The sequence below is a fragment of the Sphingopyxis witflariensis genome, from assembly GCF_002205635.1.
GTDB classification, from domain to species: Bacteria; Pseudomonadota; Alphaproteobacteria; order Sphingomonadales; family Sphingomonadaceae; genus Sphingopyxis; species Sphingopyxis witflariensis.
Genome location: NZ_NISJ01000003.1, coordinates 32397 through 49202, shown reverse-complemented (window position 1 = coordinate 49202; position 16806 = coordinate 32397). Strand labels below are relative to the sequence as shown.

Here is a 16806-nt window from a genome sequence, read left to right as displayed (position 1 = left end):
GGTTACCCCCGAGGGGGGCGCGTCCAAGACGCGTCCCCCATATTTTTTGGAGAGTGATATGTGGAATGCGGGGTATGTTTCGGAGGTTGATTATATTTATGGATACTTCTCGGAACTCGCGCCGGTTCGGCTCAAGTTCGCGCTGCTGTCACGGGGTATTTTTCACGACGTCGGGGATTGTCCCAATTATCTTGAGCTTGGATTCGGTCAGGGCGTGTCGCTGAACATCAATGCAGCGACCTCGTCTGGTTACTTTTTCGGGACGGACTTCAACCCTTCGCAGAGTGTCTATGCATCGCAAGTCGCGCGAGCGAGCGGAAAGCCGGTGCGCATTTATGACGATAGTTTCGAAGAGTTTGCTCGCCGCGAAGATCTGCCGCAATTCGATGTCATCGCTTTGCACGGCATCTGGTCGTGGGTCAGCGGCGAAGCGCGAGACGCCATCGTCGAGATTGTCCGCACGAAGCTAAAGCCAGGCGGCATTTTGTACGTGAGCTATAATTGCAAGCCGGGCTGGGCTCCGATCGAACCGCTGCGTCATCTGCTCAGCCTCCATGCTGAAAAGGCGGCGACGGGTGGCCTGCTTGCCCGTGTTGAAGATTCGCTCCATTTCGCGCAACGTCTAGTCGATACGAATACAGGCTATTTTGCCCAATATCCGACGATCGGGAACATGGTGCAGGGGATCGGGAAGCTCGACCGCAACTATGTGTCGCACGAATATTTCAACCGGCATTGGTTGCCTGAATCCTTTTCCGAGGTATCGGCGCGCCTTGCCGAGGCCAAGATGGATTTCGCCGCATCTGCCAATCTGATCGATAACATGCCGGGGCTAGGCGTGCCATCGCACTGTCAGGAGCTTCTTGCGGGCATTTCGGATCCCGCGCTGTACGAAACAACACGCGATTATCTCGTCAACAGCCAGTTTCGGCGCGACATCTATGTCAAAGGCAAGCGCCAGATGACGGTCGCCGAGATTGCCGATCGGCTAGAGGAATACAGCTTTCTGACCTTGGCCGATTTGAAGGAACTGCCGTTGTCGCTTTCGACACCCGCCGGCTCGGCAACATTGCGCGAGGAAATATACCGGCCTGTGTGGAAGGCGCTTCTTGAAGCGAAGGGCGCGGTCATTTCGTTCAGCGCGCTTGCAGATACGGTGGCGAAGAATGGGGTCACGCGGGGGCAGCTTGCGGAGGCGCTCTTCGTGCTGACCGGGCGCGGAGACATAGCGCCTGCGAGTCAGTCAGCGACAGCCGATCAGGACATAGCGGCATCGCAGGCGCTCAACCACGAGCTTTGCCGACGCTCGAGGTACACAGCCGGCGCGAATAATCTGGCGGCACCGCGAATTGGCGCTGCTGTCAGCGTAACGCGGGTACAGCAACTCGTCCTGCTCGCCTTGTGGGATGGAGAAAAGGAGATTGAGGCAACGGTCTGGGGCTGGCTCTCGGCGCAGGGCGAGCGTCTGGTCAGCGATGGCAAAACCCTGGATACGGCCGAGGAAAATATCAATGAAATCGGGAAAATACGCAAAGAGGTATCGACCCGTCTCATGCCGCTTCTGCAGCGACTTGGAGCGGCGCCCGAGTGACCGGGCTACTCCCTAGCATGTCGGTTCTGCGGATCGCACGGCGAGTGTAATTGGTCTTTCGAGGCCGCAATGTTTTCTAGGTCGAAAAACAAAGAAATATCTGGAATGTAATAAGCGACAACGCGGATGGCCGGGGGGCTCAATTCGCGGCAGGGCGCAAGTATCAGTGGGTCGAATCGTAGGGCGGGCTTCTCGTTTCTCGGGAGGTCTGCTCGCTTCTTCGACGTGGGGGATATCGTTCATGCCGAATTCCATCGCTTCGCGAGAGCGTCTGAATTTTTTGGGTAGTTCCTATGTCGGTGCCGCCGGCAAGGTCCGCCCGCTATACTGGGAACCGCGCGGGCGGGCATACCGGCTGTCGCTTCTCGGCGCGTTTCGGCTGCTCGCCCCGAGCGGAGAGCGTCTGGAACTTGGAAGCATGAAGGCGATGGCCCTGCTCGCATTGCTTGCCACGGCGCCCACCGGTGAGCGATGGCGCTCCTGGCTTCAGGAAAAACTATGGGGCTCCCTTGAATCGCAACGGGCGCAAGCGGGGCTACGACGCGAATTGCATCGTCTCCGGAAGCTGACGGTTCCTTACGGCGTTTCGCTGCTGCGCGCCGATTTCCGAGTCGTTCGCCTGAACCTTGCCGTCATCGATGTCGATATCCGGCAGAATCTGAGCCTCAACTCTGCGGAATTCCTTGAGGGGCTTGAAGTGGTGGGCGAAGATCATTTCGAAGACTGGCTGACAGAAATGCGCGGCAATCTCGTTAGTGTGGTCCAGGAAATCAGTGATGATCGTCATGGGTGGGGCATCGACTTTTGAGGTGTGTGCGGGGCGCATATAGACGATGAGAAAAGGAAAAGTCACCTTACTTATTATTTGGCGAACGGTGCGTTACTGAGGTACCCGTATTCAGCCCGCTATCACATTGATCGGTATTGATCCCCCTGAACAGTGAAGGTAGTGACTACGTCAGCGGTATTTTTCTTTTTGCAGGTAGCGTTCGGCCAGCGCATAGCGGCGTATTGTTTTCTATATTGAAAGAGATTCTGACGTCGGGGTCCTATTCGCTGTCCCGAATCGATGCTCTGTGGGTTCGCCTCCCCTGGAGATCATCTCGGAGAACTGGGATATGTTACTTCGCATCTCCCTCAGCCATTCTTCAAACGATTCTTCCCCAGCAATATCTATGCCCTCCAAAAATTCACCCGGATAATGCGTAGAAATCGCTCTGTTTCGTATATCGATATCAATTGCATTCAGATTGAGTCGAACCGACCGCGATGTTGTTTCTATCAGCGGCGACGGCGAGGTAGACGTCAGCTTCCGCAAAAGAAACAATTCCCGTCGCAGGCTGGCTTGTCCTTGCGGCAGCGCGCGCGAGCCCCAAAGCTTGTCTTGAAGCCACGTGCGCCATCGCTCGCCCGTTCTGGCACTGGCAAGCAGGCCGAGCAGCGCAACTGCCTTTTTGCTGGCTACGCTAAGACGCTGGCCGTCTGGCGCAATCAAATGAAAGGCTCCCATCAATTGGAGCTGATAGCGAGCCATTCCGTTCACTCTCACTTCGTGTCCTGCCATTAGGAACGGGCCGATCGATCCGAAGGAGAGGTGCGGTAAACCAATATCAACTTGTGCCACGTGCTACAGTTGGCGCGGCTCCGCCTGGACATCGTCCTCGGCCTCCGAAGGGGTGGGGCGATAACGTCAGCGGGAAGAGAGATCATACCCCAAGCGGGGTAGGGCGGCCAGTTGCCGCGCCTCGTCTGGCGATGATATTTCCAGGGCCATAAATTGCCTGACCGTTTCATTCTATTCACCCCTCACCACGACCCAACCGCCGGGGGTGGGACATTGATCGGCATCATTTTAGAACGACCGCAACGTCCAAGCACTTGACAAAACTCGTCAGAAAGACGTCCGCTGGCTTTGCTGACGGGGGCTTTCCGGCGCAGGCGCCAATCAGAACGGCGCCGCGCCAGCCGAAGGGAAGATCGAACGTATGGCAATGGGCTGGGGTGAAACAGGTCCGCAACGTCGAGTTTGGGCGATAGGATGCTCAGCCACTCTGGGCTTTCTCGCCTCTTCGGCTCTTTGCCGGTGCGGAACTGACAAATGGTGCCAGCTATCCGGATTTTCATCGGCCTCACTACCGAGTTGTGTCACCGAACCCGAACGAGGCAATCGCATCGGGGACTCGTGGCGTTCGCAGGAGGAGGCGGGCGACCGGGAGCTTCCGCTCCGATCGCCTTTGCGTGGCCGGCGCGGCGGCAGGAGGCCCGACCAATGGCGGCGGTTCCCTTCAACGACCGGATGGCGGCCTGTTTCTGCCGCCGAGCTGGAGGCGTGGCCGTTAGAAGATTGACGCGTCCCTTTTGTCACTCCAGACTTTTCGGAATAGACGGGGCAGGGGGGACAATGACGAAATTCCGGGGGAGGCCGAACGGCGGTCGCACAGTTTTGCCGTCCGCCATTTTTTCCGCGCTGCTGGGAATGGCCGGCATCGGCTGGACCGCGCCGGCGGGAGCCGCGGATTCGGACGCGGTGATGGTCGCGCCCAGCGCCGCCTATACCGCCGCCTATGAAGCGGGCGACTTTCGTACCTCGACCCGGCTCGCCAAGGCGGAACTCGATGCATGCCGGGCACGTGCCGACCTGCCGCCCCGGTCATGCTACCAGCTTTGGAACGAATTGCTCGATAGCGGCCTTTACGCGCAGGACGATGTGCTGGTCGAAGCCGAAGGCCTGGCGTTTCTCGCGGCCGCGGAAGCAACGGACGGGCCGGACAGCGAGGCGATTGCGTCCGCGTCGGGCCTTCTGGCATCGCTATACCTGCGTCGCGGCCGCTATGAGGAGGCGGCCGTGCTTCGTGCCCGGGATATTGCGATCACGCGCAAGCTGTTCGGCCCCGATCACCCCGATTTGGCTGTCAGCCTGGGAAACGAGGGGGTGCTGCTGGACTATATGGGCCGCTACAAGGAGGCGGAGGATCGCTATCGCCAAGCCATCGCCATAGCCGAACGGGGCGGGGAGGAGAGCGCGCCACTTTTGGCCGCCCAGTTCAACAATCTGGCCCGCAATCTTGATAATCAGGGCCGGCTCGAAGAATCCGCCGCGCTCTCCGCCCAGGTCATCGAGCTCCAGTCGCGCCTTTATCCCGCGACGCATCCCGTGCGGGCGACGACGCTGCACAACCGCGCCATCGTGCTGCGCCAGCTCAACCGTTTCGACGAGGCGGAAACGCTGTCGCGCGAATCCTATGCCATCTATCTCGAACGCCTGGGGCCCGACAGCCGCGACACGCGCAAGGCCGAACTGGGTCTTGCCAAGACGCTTGCGACGCTTGGCCGCCCCCGGGCGGCCGAGCAATTGTTCCTGAGCAACATGGACTATGCCCGCGAACTGGCGCCGGCGCGCGAGCAGCCCTTTACGTTCGTCGCCTATGCCGATTTTCTGGTGAGCGAGGGGCGCCCCGGCGAAGCGATCCCGCTGCTGCACGAGGCACTATCGATCCTCGACGCCAGCAGCCGGGAATCGGGCGCCGATCCTGCGGTCGTCGCCAAGACCCGGCTGACGATGGCCGAAACGCTGCAGGCGGCCGGCCGATTGGAAGAGGCCGAGGCCGAAGCACGGCAGGCACTCGCCGGGTTCGTCACCGCGAATGCGCTTCTGCGCTTCGACATCCAGGCGGTGCTGGCGTCCATTCTGGCCCAGCGCGACAAGAGGGCCGAGGCAATAACTCTCTATCGCGCCATCCTGCCCGGATATGAGAGGCTGCTTCCGGCGGCGCATTGCCAGACGCTGAACCTGCGCGCCGGGCTCGCGAAGCTCCTGGCGCGCGACCCCGCAACGCTGCGCGAAGCGCTGACGCTGCTGGAAGAGGCCGCGGGGCAATCGCTGACGCGCGAGACGATCGACAGCTTCGGTTCGGCGGACGGACTGGGCCCCGGTAAAGGCTTGTGCAACATCGCCGAAACCGAGATCGACGTCGTTGCGGCGATGCTTGATGCCGGCGAGATGACCGAAGGCGCGGCAACGTTGCGCAGCTTCGCCGCCGCGCAGCGCGCGCACCGCAGCGCCGCGATCCGCGCGCGAGACCTTGTGCAGGCGACGATCAGCGCCGGAGACGACGGGTTGGCGAGCCTCGAACGCGAGCGTTTCCTCCTCGCCCGGCAGATCGTGAAGGACGAGCGCTATCTGATCCGGGCGCTCCGTGACCATCCCGACGGTACGGAACTTCGCTATACCGCCACCAGCCTCGCCGAGGCGCGCCTCCGTTTCGATGCGCTGAGTCAGCGGATTCGTGCGGACTACCCCGATTTTGAAGTCGCGTTGCGGCCGGTCCCGCTGGACATCGCGACGCTCCGACAAGGCCTGCAGCGCGATGAAGCGTTGCTTCTTGCGCTGCCGACGGCGCGCGCCAACCATGTGTGGCTTGTCACATCACGCGGGATCTGGTGGCGCAGGGGCGGCCTGTCGAACGAGCAATTCGGCGGCGCGATCGCCGCGCTCAAGGTCTCGCTGCAGCCCGCGTCAGGCGAAATCGCGCGCGGTCAAATGGACACGCGCGGGGCTGCGCTCGGCGCCTTCGACCGCGACGCCGCCGACCGGCTGGGACGGGATCTGTTCGGTGCTTTCGGCGATCAACTCGCCGACGTCCGAAGCCTGCGCGTGGTTCAGTCCGGCCCGCTGGCTCATCTCCCGCTATCGCTGCTGCGCTGGAACGGCGACTGGATCGTCGATCGTTTTCGCATCACGCGCCTGCCGTCGGTGGCGAGCATCACGGCGGGCAGCGGACCGGGAATAGCCGCGGGAGGAATCGTTGCCCTCGGCGCGGTCGGTTCCGCCGATCCATTGTTGCCACCGCTCGCGGGCGCGGAACGCCAGCTCGACGATCTGGCGCGCATATTCGGCGCGGCAGCGACGGTGCGCAAGGGCGAAGCGGCCACGAAAGGCTGGCTGGCCTCTGCACCGGAGGTCGCCTCGGCTGCGGTCATCATTTTCGCGACGCACAGCACGCGCGTGCCCGGCCCGGTTGTCGAGCCGGCGCTGCAACTGGCACCCGAAACGGGGGCGACGGCGAATGACGGGCTGTTGTCGCTGACCGACATCGGCAGCCTGCGCCTCGATCATCCGCTGGTCGTGCTGACCGCCTGCGATACGGCGACCGCGATGCCGGGAGACGCCGATCCCCTCAGCAGCTTCGCGCGGGCCTTTTTCCTCGCGCGCGCGCGCAATCTGCTGGTGAGTCACTGGCCGCTCGACGATGCCGCCGCCCATGTCCAGATGCGCGATTTTTTTTCGCGGGTTGGCGCCGATCCCGAGGTCGATCTCGCCGACGCGCTGCGCAAGTCGGCGATCGCGCTGCGCGATGATCCCTCGGGCCGCTGGCGCCATCCGCGGTATTGGGCGGCACTTTCCTACGTCGCCGGGGGGGGCGGAGTTTCTGCGGATTCGGGGGCGAAACGAACCGCGACCGTCAACCCACCGCGCTCGCGATCGGCGAAGTGAACCTGCGCATCGTGGCGTTCCGCGATACGCAGCACCAGCGCGAGGCCTAGGCCGGTCCCTGCGACCTCGTGCGTTGCCTGGCCCCGCGCAAGCAGCATCCCCGGCGTTTCCGGGAAGTTGGCAAGGCCTTGTCCCTTGTCGGATATTTCCAGCAGCGCGCCGTCGGCATCGGCGCGGACCCGCAGGCGAACGGAGCTTCCCGGTGGTGAATATTTGAGGGCGTTATCGACCAGATTTGCCGTGAGCCGTTCGATCAGCGCCCGCTCGCCCATGATGAAAGCGGGATGCAGGCTCCGCTCCAGTTCGATCTCCTTGCTTTCGGCGACCTCGCCGAAAAGTTCGGCGATCTCGGAGGCGACCTCGTGCAGCGGTACGCGTTCGACCTTCAGGTCGCGAATCCGCATCCCGGTAATGAACAGGACACCGTCGATCATCTGCAACAGGCCGTCGATCGTCCCGCGCGCTAGCAAAAAGGCCTGGACCGGATCGTCCGGCCGTCCCTGAATCGCCGTTGCCGCCTTTGCCACCGGTCCGCGCAATTCATGCGCGATCTGTTCGGCGATCAACTCATGATGCCGCAACTTCTCGCGCACGAGATCGAGCAGCGCGTCGACGCGTGCCGACACCCGGCCCAGCGGATCGCGGCGGCGGTCGTCGATCCGGACGGAACGGCGACCCTGGCTGAAGGCGGCAAGCGTCGCTTCGATTGCCGCAATTCGCTTTTCGGCCCCGTGGATCGAAAGGAAGGCAAAGATCAGCCCGCCCGCCAGGATGATGACGGTAACGCCCCCGACGACCTGGATCGTCTGGTCGCGAAGCGTGGCGAAACCCTCGATCCGGCGCCCGGTGAAGAGCAGGAAATGACCATCGAGCAGCATCACCTGTCCGATCAGGACCGGTGACTCGCCGGCGGCAACGATCGGTTTTCCGGTGGGAGTGCGCGGGATGCTCCGGGGCCAGTGCTCCATGTTGCCGGCCAGCGTGGCGCCATTTTCAGGATCTACCAGCAAATAGGCCAAACCGCCCGACGCGCCGCGGACGCCCCTGTCTTCCAGCACTTCGATCGCGGTGACGACCCCGTCGACGTCGGTCAGCCGCGTCAGCGCCGCGACATCGGCGTTCACTTCGTTTTCCGCGCTGCGCATCATCTGGTCGCGCGTGGTGATAAGGAAAAGCCCCGCGGTACCCGGCAGGATCGCGAGCAGCGCCAACAGCAGCAATGCACGTCGCCATGACCAGCGGGACAGCTGTTTAATCACCCGAGCGCCAGCCTGTACCCGACCCCGGGCACCGTCGCCACGACCTCGAAACCGGTGACTTCCCTTATGTCCTTGCGCAGCCGCGACACCCCTGCCTGGATCGGCTGGGCCTGGGTGTCGAGGTTTCGCCATTTGGCCCACACCCGGTGCCACAACGCGTCCTGCGTGACGATGTCGCCATCCGCTTCGACCAGCATCAGCAGGATGTCGAAACCTTGCCCTCTGAGGTTGATCCGGCGGTCGAACCAGTGCGCGCACCGGAACTGGCGGCTGAGATGCAGAGGCCCCGCATGGACCATGTCGGCGTCGGCCACCGCGATGCGTCGCCGGATCGCGCGAATCCGCGCACATAATTCGTCGCCGTCGAAGGGTTTGGCCAGATAGTCGTCCGCGCCTTCGTCCAGCGCCGCTGCGGCGCTGTGCTGACGCGCGAACTGGGTCAGCATCAGAACCGGTTCGGGCGATTTCTGGCGGCGAAGCTGCAGCAGCACGTCCGCCCCCGTCATCGGCGAATTGGCGATATGCATGTCGAGGATCACGGCATCGAACGCGGTGCGGCCAAGGCCGGCGAAGAAATCCTCGCCTGTACGAAAGAAGCTGCCTTGCCAGCCAGCGGCGTCGAATGTCCGGCGAATGCGATCAATCCAGTAGCTTTCATCTTCGAGTATCGCGATATGCATAGGCTGCGCTTTCCCCCCGGATCATTTCATACTAGGCTAATCCCTCTATGAATGCATTTGACGAATCCCGTCAGGCAAGGAAATGGCCCCGGCTTTCGCGGCGGTCCGCAACGGTCTTCGCCGGGCTGGTCGCCGGTGCTCTCGCACCCGGGCTCGCGGGAGCGGAAGAGTCGCCGCCCAGCGCGGTCGAGTGGCTGGCGAGGGCAGATATCGCGCGCGAACAGGCCTATGCCGCGCCCGATCCGCAGCGACGCGCCGAAGCGCTGGTCTCCTCCGCCGAGATGTTGAGCTGGGCGAAAGGGCAGGTTTTCCTGCCGGGCGGCGGCGTCGCTTCGATCGACTATGAGACGCGATTGGCGGAAGCGCGGCAGGCGGTCGAGAAGGCTGGCGACAGCCGTGACGATCTGCTCGACCGGCTGGCCCGGCTTCCGGGCATCGACCGCGGACGCGAAGGGGGGCGGCAGAAGGTCGTCCAGCGGTCCGGTGATCCGGACTCCATCAACATCCGCTTTGAAGGCGGCGCGCCCGCGATCGTCTATGCCCGTACGCAATTTCCGGCCCCGCTTCGCTTGCGTGTGCGTGACGAGGCCGGCAATATCCTCTGTAACGAGGAACGCGTGCGCGGACGCGTCCTGTGCCGCTGGCGTCCGCTCAGCCGGCAGAGCGTCGTCGTCGATACCATCACACCCAACGGCGGAAACGCCGGAGCGATCAGCATCTTCACCAACTGAACCCGCGAAAGTCCTCAGCGGTGACGACACTTTCATCGTGGGCAACGAGGCGACGGCTGACTCGACGCTGCTGAGAAACCGGCTGATTTTGCAGGCTCGACCGAGCAGGAAGTCCAACAGGGGAACTGGCCGTGTTCGAGGTGGAGCGGTGGGGTAGCGGCTGCATCCGCGCGCAAGGCCCTGAGGGCAGCTCTCCGTGCTGGTGCGATGCCCCAACGGCTGACGGGCGGGAGCGGTCGACCGGCGTTCGCCGCGACAAGGAGCAATGACTCATTAGATTGGGTGGGGATGGTCTGAAAAGAAGTTCCGACGATTGTCGCCAAGTCAAACCGAAGGCGCCAATGCTGCACGTGTGACGACCCTATCCCTTCTCTTCAGCACGACGATGGTATCGTCTTTAACCCACTCATTCTTGACTGAACGAGAGTTAGAAAGGGGGAAGCCCTCCCCTGACGACCGGCCCCTAGTCCGTCCTTACCCCTTCCGCAGGGGCTGGACGCTCCTGCGACGCCCCGGAAATTGTGCGCGGTTGAAAATGGGCGCTCGCTGTCGGCGGCAAACACCGACAGGGATCGCGCGTTTGTTCGGACCGCGCTGCGCACTCGGCCGAGCTATCTTGGCGTTGCGGCGGCTAAGCACATCTGCGCACGCACGCCGCACCGCCTGCGGCCCGCCCGAGAGCGCGTTCCTTCTCTATATCCGCCGGAACGGCGAATAAGTCCTCGTCGCTGACGATCATGTCGGCGCCGCGCGGCGCGCGGCGGCGTTGTCGATCGGCCTCCCGTCTGTCGCTGGGTTGGCCGGCTCTCCCCTCTGAGCGCGTCCCGGCGCTCCGCAAGCCGCTCAAGCGGCTCTTCCTCTTCGTTCCAGCCCTTCGGGTGCGGGCCGCCTTTCTGGCCGCGCCCGACAGGTCGTTCTCGCCGCCCACCCCCGCTCCGCCGGGGGCCTGATGGTTAGGGGGGCGGGAATGGAGGATGACATGGGAAAGACCAACGAACGCCGTGATGGGGGCAAGCTCCTGTCCACTGAACTTCATGATGCCTTGCGCGCCAATGACGAGGCGCGGCGTGCTGCCGTGATGGCGGGTGCGGTGGAACCGGACTTCGCGCCGGTTGCCAAGCTCTTCTCGCCGGTCGGTGCGGCGACATGGCTCGCGACCGAATTAGGCGAGGATGGCGATACACTGTTTGGGTTGGCCGATCTTGGTTTCGGCTGTCCCGAACTCGGTTCGTTCAGCCTGTCCGAACTGGCATCGGCGCGCTTGCCTTTCGGTCTCGGTATCGAGCGCGATCTTGGCTTTACGTCCGAGGTTGCGTTGTCCGGCTGGACCGCTGCGGCGCGCCGCGCGGGATCGATCATCACCGCCGAACAGAATTTCAGCCGTGCCGCGCGCGGCGACGAACTTCCGAAGTCCGAGGGCTGAGGCTGACGCGGGCGGCGCGTCTCGCCGCCAAACCTAAGCCGGTCCGCCCAATCGCGAAACTCGACGGACCGGCACCTTCCAAAAGAAAGGTGAAGACAATGAAACTCGACTTTATCGACCTTGGCAAGCTGTCGATCAGCAAGACCAATATGCGCTACGCCAAGAAGGCGCCCGATGTGGGAGACATTCTGCCTACTGTCCGGGCGCGCGGGGTTCTTGTTCCCCTGATCGTCCGGCCGAACTGCGCCGAGGGTGCGTTCGAGATCGTGGCGGGCGCGCGACGCTTCACGGCGGCGAACATCGTTGCGGGTGAAAGGGGCGAAGCCGAACCGCTGCCCTGCGCGATCCTCGAAGAAGGCGATGATGCCGCCGCGCTCGAAGCCTCGTTGATCGAGAATGTCGCACGGCGCGATGCCGACGAGGTCACCCAATGGGTCACCTACACGCGGCTGGTCCGCGAAGGCCGGAGCGTTGCCGATATTTCCGATACGTTTGGCATGCCCGAGGCAATGGTGAAGCGCATCCTCGCGCTCGGCAATCTCTTGCCGCGCATCCGTTCGCTCTATGCGAAAGAGAAGATCAGCGCAGGCACGGTGCGGCACCTGACCATGGCATCCAAATCGCAGCAGCGCGCATGGCTGGCACTGTTCGATGACGCGGACGCCTATTGCCCGCAGGGTCAGCAACTCAAGAACTGGCTGTTCGGCGGCGGCGCGGTCAGTGCGGCTCATGCGCTGTTCGACGTCGAGGCGAGCGGCCTCGCGATCATCGCCGACCTGTTCGGGGACGAGCGCTATTTCGCGGACAGCGATGCTTTCTGGGCAGCGCAGCTTGCCGCAGTCGAAGAACGGCGGGCGCGCTTTCTGGACGCGGGGTGGAACGAGGTCATTGTCCTGCCCAAGGGCTATTACTTCCGCGAATGGGAGCATCGCCACGCCGCGAAGCGCAAGGGCGGGCGCGTCTATATCGAGGTCCGCGATAGCGGCGAGGTCGATATCCACGAGGGCTACGTCACCGCGAAGGAAGCAGCGCGGATCGAAAAGGGCGAGAAGATCGAAGCCGCGCCCAAAGCGCCGCGTCCCGAACTCACTTCGCGGATGCAGACCTATGTTGATCTTCATCGCCATGCGGCTGTGCGCGCTGAACTCACCGGCCATCCGGCGGTTGCGCTGCGTCTGATGGTTGCCCATGCCATCGCGGGTTCGCCGCTCTGGAATGTGCGGGTCGAACCGCAGTCTGCGAAGGATGACGATGTGCGCGAGAGCGTTGAGGTCAGCAGGGCCGAGGCAGTGTTCGACGAGAAGCGGCGGGCGGTGCTGGCACTACTCGGTTTCGATGCCGAGGAACCGACCGTGACCGGTGGCAATTCTATGCCGCTCGCGGACCTGTTCCAGCGGCTGCTCGACCTGCCCGATCGTGCGTTGATGGACGTGATCGCCATCGTCATGGGCGAAACGCTGTTGGCCGGGGGCGCGGCGGTTGATGCTGTCGGTCTCCACGTCGGTATCGACATGGCCGCGTGGTGGAGCGCCGACGATGCCTTCTTCGAGGGGCTTCGCGACAAGGCGGTGCTGACCGCACTGGTTGCAGACGTCGGGGGGGCCGATGTCGCCGCCCCCAACGCAAAGGAGAAGGGCGCCACCTTGAAAGCGATCGTTCGCGATCATCTGAATGGCAGCAATGGCCGCACCAAGGTCAAGGGGTGGGTGCCGAGGTGGATGGCGTTTCCACCCGCCGCCTACACCGAGCGCGGTGGGGTCGGTGCTGTGTTCGCGCACAGCAAAGCAGCCCCTCAGGAAGCCGAGGAAGAACCGCAGCGCAAAGCCGCATAAAACTAGAGGGGCGGCGATGTCATGTCGCCGCCCCCGTGCGTTGGTTTGAAAAATCGCGCGCCGCGCGCCGGTTCCGGGCTCGCGGCGCATTGAATCGTCCGTCAAATTGTCGTGGCCGGGAGATCGAGCAGTTGATACTTCTTAGGAGCCGGTTCGATTGCTTTTGAAGGAAAAAATTTTGGGGGCCTGATTGGGGGCATTGGCACGCGAATGAACTAATCATGTAATTGGAATATTTCAGAAAAGTTCGAGTTATTCGATTCCGGCTCGGCTCCATCCCTTTCGACAAGGGTATAGCTTTCAGAGATTTATCCATCCGATTTGCTAACCTTACGAACGGGGTTAGCAGATTTGCGTCTCGCCCCGTCCAATTGAAGGGCTCTCATTGCGTGGTCGGCGAGGACCGTTTTGTTCGCTTCCTTGGTATATCGGATTACTTCCCCCTCCGTTGCATGCCCTGTTATCGACATGATTTCGTTGACCGAGCACCCTGCCTCAGCCAGTCGCTTGGCCATCGCTTTCCGAAGGCCATGGGATGAACACTGCGGCAATCCTGCCTCGTTGCACCTGTCCCGCATCCAGTTGCCGAACCCGTTGGCCGTGAACGGTTTGCCATACTCGGTGACAAGGAACGTGAGGTTTTTCCGCGGCGACCCGTCCAAAACCCGCTTCAAGTCAGGATGGATCGGAATGTCCACCATCGTCGTCGTTTTCTGTTGACGGACGGCAATGCGGCCATCCTTCACATGCTGCCACCCCATTTTCACGGCATCCGATTTTCGCTGGCCGGTAAAGAGCATCAGAGCCATGGCTAATCGGGCTTTGGAACCAATTGGGTGCCTAGCCTCATATCTGGAGATTTCTTCGTCGGTCCAAGTGTGGAAGCCTTCAGACGACACTTTCAGGCCGCGCATCCCCATAAGCGGATTGTGGGGAACCATGTCGATTTCAGCGGCAAAGTTTAGGAGCGTCTTTAGCCGTTTCAACAATGAGTTTGCCGCTTGAGGGCGATCTTCCATTTTACCGATGATGGTTTTGATGTGGATACGCTTCAATCCGCTGACCGGCCAATCCCGATGCTTCTCTCCGAACTTCTCCAATATGCGGCGATAATTGCGCTGTGTTCCGTCGGCCAAGTTCAAAAATTCAGGGGCAGAATAATAGCGCCGAAGTAGGTCGCCAAAGCTGCCCGGTTCAGTGCGAGAGGTGGCGACCCGCTCCACCCGATCTCCGATACCTGCGAGGGCTTTGTGGTAGGCCAGAAAAAAGGCTTCGCTGTCAATCGGCGTGCAAACGGGACCCCCTATCGGCGCGCAAAAGGGACCCCCTTTCACGATGGCGCAAGGTTGATCGGACACGCGCCTTTGCGCTGCGCGCGGCGTAGGGAGGGCGGAGCCCGACCGGAGGCGCGCGCAGCGCAAAGCATCTTTTAATCGGAGGTCGGCGGGGGCGATCAGCTGCGGTTTTTGAAGCGCCAGCTGTCATTGCCGGTCTCGACGATGTCGCAATGGTGGGTGACGCGATCAAGGAGCGCGGTGGTCATCTTGGGATCGCCGAACACGGTGGGCCATTCGCCGAACGCGAGGTTGGTGGTGATGATGACGCTGGTCTGCTCGTAGAGCTTGCTGATCAGGTGGAACAGCAACTGGCCGCCCGAGCGGGCGAACGGCAGATATCCCAGTTCGTCGAGCACGATCAGGTCGAGGCGGGATAGCTGGGCGGCGAGAGCGCCGCTCTTGCCGATCCTGGCCTCCTCTTCGAGGCGGGTCACCAGATCGACGGTGTTGAAGTAGCGGCCTCGCGCACCCGAGCGAACGACATTGGCGGCGATGGCGATGGCCAGGTGGGTCTTGCCGGTGCCCGTGCCGCCGACCAGGACGATATTGCGCTGTGCGGGCAGGAACGCGCCACTGTGCAGCGAACGCACCAGCCCTTCATTGATCGGCGTGCCCTCGAACCGGAACGCGTCGATGTCCTTCACAACCGGCAGCCGGGCGGCCGCCATCCGGTATCGGATCGAAGCGGCATGGCGATGTGTTGCTTCCGCCCGCAGAAGGTCGGTCAGTATCTCCATCGTGGTGCGCTGGCGCTGAAGGCCGGTGGTGACCGCATCGTCGAACGCGCCCGCCATGCCCTTGAGCCCAAGCCCGCGCATCGCCTCGATCATGTCATGCCGCTGCATCGAAGGTCCTCAGCTGGTCGTAACGGGCGCAGTCGGCGATCGGCGGATGGCGCAAGGCGCTGTCCTCGGAGGTGATGATGGTGAGCGGTCGCGGCGGTTCCCGGCGCCGCGCCAGAATGTTGAGGATCAGATCATCGCTCGCCGTGCCGGTCGCCAGTGCCTCGCGCACGGCCGCTTCGACCGGCTCCAGGCCATCGGTCAGCACGGCCGACAGCACACGGACGAACCGGCGGTCGGCATCGTCGCCATGGCCAAGCTTGCGGCGCAGGCGCGCCAGCGCCGGCGGCAGATCCCAGTCCTGGAAGGGCGCGCCGTTCCGCAGCGCTCCGGGCTTGCGGGCCAGCACCGGCAGATAATGCCAGGGGTCATAGATCGTGCGGTTGCGCCCGAAGTAGCGAGGGTGCTCGGCGACAACCTCCTCGCCGCAGCGCACGACAATGCGGTCGGCATAGGCCCGGACCTGCACCGTCCGCCGCGCCACCGTCGAGAGGACCGAGTAGCGGTTGCGGTCAAAGCTGATCAGGCAGGTGCCGGTCACGGCATGCTCGCTCTCATTGAAGCCGTCGAACGGCCCCAGCATCGGTTGCAGTGCCGATCGTTCGATCTCCAGCACCTGCGCCACGGTCAGCTCGCCCTGTTCGGGATGGGCCTGACGTTCCGCCCAGCGCCGACACTCGGCCTCCAGCCAGCCATTAAGCTCTTCGAGGCTGGCGAACCGCAACCGGGGCTGGAAGAAGCGCCCCCGGATCGTCTGCACCTGGTTCTCGACCTGACCCTTCTCCCATCCCGCCGCAGGCGAGCAGGCGGTCGGCTCGACCATATAATGGTCGGTCATGATCAGGAACCGCCGGTTGAAGACCCGTTCCTTGCCGGTGAACACGCTCGTCACCGCCGTCTTCATATTATCGTAGATGCCGCGCCCTGGCACCCCGCCGAAGAAGGCAAAACCACGCGCATGCGCGTCGAACAGCATCTCCTGGCTCTCGCGAGGATAAGCCCGGACATAGACCCCGCGTGACGCGCACAGACGCATATGCGCGACCTTCACCCGCATCGGCGCCCCGGCGATCTCCACATCCTCATGGCTCCAGTCGAACTGGTAAGCCTCTCCTGGCCTGAACATTAGCGGGATGAAGGCCGTGACGCCGTCGCCGGCATCCTTGCGCCGTTCGATCTTCCATCGCGCCGCGTAGCGCCGCACGGCATCGTAAGAACCCTCAAAGCCTTCGCGCACCAGCAGATCATGGATCCGCGTCATCCGCAGCCGCTCGCGCCTGCCGCGCAGCTCGTTCTCTTCCAGCAACGTATCGAGCCGAGCCTGGAACGGCCCGATTCTAGGCAGTGGCTGAACCTTGCGCTGATAGTCGAATGCGCCTTCCGGCGCCCGGATCGCCTTGCGGATCACCTTCCGCGACACATGCAAATCCCGCGCGATCGCCTTGATCGCCTTGCCTCCAGCATACTCGCGCCGGATCCGAACCACTGTCTCCAAAACCAACATCCCGATCTCGCCGCCTGAAAATCCAGCCGGCTGCTTAAACCATCGAAATGAGGGGTCCCTTTTAGACGCCGATCACCCCGCTAACGGGGTCCTTTTTGCACGCCGATCCACAC

General features: G+C 62.8%; 12 protein-coding genes. 6 read left to right on the top strand and 6 right to left on the bottom strand.

What is annotated here, in order from left to right:
* Nucleotides 1-58 precede the first annotated feature (58 nt).
* Nucleotides 59-1591 (top strand): methyltransferase regulatory domain-containing protein, encoded by a 1533-nt coding sequence (locus CDQ91_RS06740; protein ID WP_088471980.1) that lies wholly within the window; start codon nucleotides 59-61, stop codon nucleotides 1589-1591.
* Nucleotides 1592-1832: 241 nt separating this feature from the next.
* Complete coding sequence (locus CDQ91_RS06735) at nucleotides 1833-2399, top strand: hypothetical protein (protein WP_088471979.1); 567 nt, start codon at nucleotides 1833-1835, stop codon at nucleotides 2397-2399.
* A gap of 210 nt (nucleotides 2400-2609) precedes the next feature.
* Here the strand turns inward: CDQ91_RS06735 and CDQ91_RS20960 are convergent, their stop codons facing one another.
* Nucleotides 2610-3125, bottom strand: coding sequence for an AfsR/SARP family transcriptional regulator (locus tag CDQ91_RS20960; protein WP_144036710.1), 516 nt, complete (start codon nucleotides 3123-3125; stop codon nucleotides 2610-2612).
* A gap of 867 nt (nucleotides 3126-3992) precedes the next feature.
* On the opposite strand from CDQ91_RS20960, the gene CDQ91_RS06730 reads away from it, so the two are divergent.
* Nucleotides 3993-7085: a CHAT domain-containing protein gene (locus tag CDQ91_RS06730; protein ID WP_158213629.1), complete on the top strand. Its 3093-nt coding sequence runs from the start codon at nucleotides 3993-3995 to the stop codon at nucleotides 7083-7085.
* Here CDQ91_RS06730 and CDQ91_RS06725 read toward each other — a convergent pair.
* A complete protein-coding gene (locus CDQ91_RS06725; RefSeq protein WP_144036709.1) occupies nucleotides 6995-8344 on the bottom strand; it encodes a sensor histidine kinase in 1350 nt (449 codons plus the stop codon). The two genes, CDQ91_RS06730 and CDQ91_RS06725, sit on opposite strands and share 91 nt — an antisense overlap.
* Nucleotides 8341-9024: a response regulator transcription factor gene (locus tag CDQ91_RS06720; RefSeq protein ID WP_088471976.1), complete on the bottom strand. Its 684-nt coding sequence runs from the start codon at nucleotides 9022-9024 to the stop codon at nucleotides 8341-8343. Before CDQ91_RS06720 ends, CDQ91_RS06725 begins: the two co-directional genes overlap by 4 nt.
* A gap of 47 nt (nucleotides 9025-9071) precedes the next feature.
* Here CDQ91_RS06720 and CDQ91_RS06715 point away from each other — a divergent pair, with 47 nt between their 5' ends.
* The 3 genes from CDQ91_RS06715 (at nucleotide 9072) to CDQ91_RS06705 (ending at nucleotide 13010) form a co-directional block, all read left to right on the top strand.
* On the top strand, nucleotides 9072-9755 hold the full coding sequence (locus CDQ91_RS06715) for a hypothetical protein (RefSeq protein ID WP_088471975.1): 684 nt from the start codon (nucleotides 9072-9074) through the stop codon (nucleotides 9753-9755).
* Between the two features lie 979 nt (nucleotides 9756-10734).
* Nucleotides 10735-11178 (top strand): DUF2958 domain-containing protein, encoded by a 444-nt coding sequence (locus CDQ91_RS06710; RefSeq protein ID WP_088471974.1) that lies wholly within the window; start codon nucleotides 10735-10737, stop codon nucleotides 11176-11178.
* Nucleotides 11179-11276: 98 nt separating this feature from the next.
* Entirely contained in the window at nucleotides 11277-13010 is a 1734-nt protein-coding gene (locus tag CDQ91_RS06705) for a ParB/RepB/Spo0J family partition protein (RefSeq protein WP_088471973.1), read from the top strand.
* A 308-nt stretch (nucleotides 13011-13318) separates the two neighbouring features.
* Here the strand turns inward: CDQ91_RS06705 and CDQ91_RS06700 are convergent, their stop codons facing one another.
* The 3 genes from CDQ91_RS06700 to istA all read right to left on the bottom strand — a co-directional run bounded on the left by CDQ91_RS06700 (nucleotide 13319) and on the right by istA (nucleotide 16693).
* Complete coding sequence (locus tag CDQ91_RS06700) at nucleotides 13319-14233, bottom strand: tyrosine-type recombinase/integrase (protein WP_201791871.1); 915 nt, start codon at nucleotides 14231-14233, stop codon at nucleotides 13319-13321.
* Between the two features lie 230 nt (nucleotides 14234-14463).
* Entirely contained in the window at nucleotides 14464-15192 is a 729-nt protein-coding gene (gene istB / locus CDQ91_RS06695) for an IS21-like element helper ATPase IstB (RefSeq protein ID WP_088471092.1), read from the bottom strand.
* Nucleotides 15179-16693: an IS21 family transposase gene (istA, locus tag CDQ91_RS06690; RefSeq protein ID WP_088471093.1), complete on the bottom strand. Its 1515-nt coding sequence runs from the start codon at nucleotides 16691-16693 to the stop codon at nucleotides 15179-15181. The genes istB and istA overlap by 14 nt, the downstream gene beginning before the upstream one ends.
* Nucleotides 16694-16806: the final 113 nt, after the last annotated feature.